General features: G+C 67.9%; 1 protein-coding gene and 2 pseudogenes. All 3 read right to left on the bottom strand.

Annotated elements, in window-relative coordinates; translation table 11 throughout:
• Window positions 1-523: 523 nt before the first annotated feature.
• Window positions 524-1,063, bottom strand: a complete 540-nt coding sequence (locus tag AC099J_RS31545) for a hypothetical protein (protein ID WP_479619260.1) — start codon at window positions 1,061-1,063, stop codon at window positions 524-526.
• A 10-nt stretch (window positions 1,064-1,073) separates the two neighbouring features.
• Window positions 1,074-1,856: pseudogene (locus AC099J_RS31540) on the bottom strand (type VI secretion system tip protein VgrG); the annotation flags it as partial.
• Between the two features lie 483 nt (window positions 1,857-2,339).
• A pseudogene (locus AC099J_RS31535) lies at window positions 2,340-2,441 on the bottom strand (hypothetical protein); the annotation flags it as partial.
• Window positions 2,442-2,585 lie beyond the last annotated feature (144 nt).

The raw sequence follows: 2,585 nt of genomic DNA, 5'->3' as shown, positions 1-2,585 counted from the left end.
TGGACGAGGCGACACCAGCTCCAGTTCGTACGACGGCTCCTGTGACAGGCGCTCTTGGGTACTGAAAGCCAGTGCCACAGCACCAGGGTCGAGATCCGGCGAGGACAGTTCGATCAGCTTCATACGCCCGCGCCTGTGCCTGCGTCTGTGCCAGTGCCTGGGCCTACGTCTGTGCCTGGACCTACGTCTGTGCCTGTGCCTGTGCCTGCGTCTGAGCCTGTGCCTGTGCCTGCGTCTGAGCCTGAGCCTGCGCCTGCGTCTGTGCCTGTGCCTGTGCCTGCGCCTGCGCCTGCGCCTGCGCCTGCGCCTGCGCCTGCGCCTGCGCCGGCTCCTGCTCCTGCTCCTGCTCCTGCTCCTGCTCCTGCTCCTGCTCCTGCTCCTGCTCCTACGCCTGCGCCCAAACCTGCGCCTAAGCCTGCTCCTGCGCCTGCTCCTGCGCCTGCGCCTGCGCCTGCGCCTGCGCCTGCGCCTGCGCCCAAACCTGCGCCTAAGCCTGCTCCTGCGCCTGCGCCCAAACCTGCGCCTAAGCCTGCTCCTGCTCCTGCGCCCAAACCTGCGCCCATGCCCGCGCCCATGCCCGCTCCCATGCCCGCGCCCATGCCCGCTCCCATGCCCGCGCCCATGCCTGCGCCCATGCCCGCGCCCATGCCTGCGCCCATGCCGCCGCCCATGCCTGCGCCCATGCCGCCGCCCATGCCTGCGCCCATGCCACCGCCCATGCCTGCGCCCATGCCGCCGCCCATGCCTGCGCCCATGCCGCCGCCCATGCCTGCGCCCATGCCTGCGCCCATGCCACCGCCCATGCCTGCGCCCATGCCGCCGCCCATGCCTGCGCCCATGCCGCCGCCCATGCCTGCGCCCATGCCGCCGCCCATGCCGCCGCCCATGCCGCCGCCCGCGCCACCGCCCGCGCCACCCCCGGCGCCACCGGCGCCACCACCACCGGCGCCACCGCCACCGGCGCCACCGCCACCGGCACCACCGCCACCGGCGCCGCCGCCGCCGCCGCCGCCGCCGCCGCCGCCACCGCCGCCGCCGCCGCCGCCGCCGCCGCCACCGCCACCGCTGCTGTCTTTAATCTCCATCCCTACTCGCGAGATGTTGACGCCGATGTAGGACATCGACACCCCGGTCGTCGTGTTCGAGGAGCCGGTTCGGGCGGTCGACGTACCCGTAGTGGACGTTGACGATCCGGTGGTGGTCGTCGAGGTGCCGGTCGTGCTGGTTGATGTGCCCGTCGTGCTCGTCGATGTCCCGGTCGTGCTGGTTGACGTGCCCGTCATGCTCGTCGATGTCCCGGTGGTACTGGTCGAGGTGCCGGTCGTGCTGGTCGAGGTGCCGGTCATGCTGGTCGAGGTGCCCGTGCGGCTGTCGGAGGTTCCGGTCGAGCTGATCGAGATGCCTGTTTCGGAAGTGCTTTGCCCGGTCGATGTGTAGGAGATGCCCGTCATCGACCTGGACATACCTGTCATCGACGTGGAGACGCCCGTCATGGACTGCGACATACCGGTCATGGAACTACTGGTCCCCGTGACAGATGTGGATGTTCCGGTCAGTGATGTCGAAACTCCGGTCATGGCAGTGCTCGTGCCCGTGAAGGACGTGCTCATGCCCGTGAACGTAGTGCTGACGCCGGTGAACGAGCTGCTCATGCCGGTGAAGGAGGTGCTGACGCCGGTGAACGATGTGTTCATGCCGGTAAACGACATGTTCATTCCCGTGAACGATGTGCTGATCCCCGTGAAGCTGACGGCAAGACCGGTGAAGGAAATGTTCACGCCTGTCAGGCTGATGATCATCCCGGTGAGCGAGGCGTTGAGTCCCGTGATGGAGGTGCTGATCCCCGTGGCCGAATTGCTGATGCCGGTCACGGAGTTGCTGATACCGGTCACGGAATTGCTGACGCCTGTGGCCGAATTGCTGATCCCTGTGAGCGAGTTGCTGACGCCGGTCACGGAGTTGCTGACGCCGGTTGCCGAGTTACTGACGCCCGTTAGCGAGTTGCTCACGCCGGTTACCGAGTTGCTCACGCCGGTTGCCGAGTTGCTGACGCCGGTTGCTGAGTTGCTGACGCCGGTTGTGGAGTTGCTGACGCCGGTCGTTGAATTCCTGACCGCAACAGACGAATTGCTGACGCTGGGCGCGCCGCCGGTGGCAGGCGTCCCACTGCCCCCAGCCGCACCGGCGGGCGCTGCCGTCCCGCCGTTGCCGCCACCACCGCTCATTGCGCCCCCCATGCTGGGGCCGCCTGTGACGATGGTCAGTATCTGGGATACCCCCAGGTTCATGTAGCGCCCCACAGAGGTCGACTTGTTGCGCTCCACCGTTTCCTGCATGTCCCGTTCGGCATGCAACATCACGCGCTCGGCGCCGCGCTCGTCATCGAAAGTGATCTGGCTCGCGTGCTGCACCTGTCCTTGCTTGAGCGAACGCGACACCATTCCCGAGTACCGGATGTCCTTGGGCAGGTCGTACGGCACCGGGTTCTCGCCGTTGTAGACGATGCCCACCGCCAGCGGCCTGTCCAGGTCGCCGTCGATGTAGCTGATCAGCACCTCCTGGCCCACACGGGGCATCGCCAGGAA

It is taken from the genome of Rhodoferax sp. RT4P68 (genome assembly GCF_056521305.1).
Note: the sequence above shows the minus strand (reverse complement) of the source record. Positions and strands in the feature narration are given on the sequence as shown.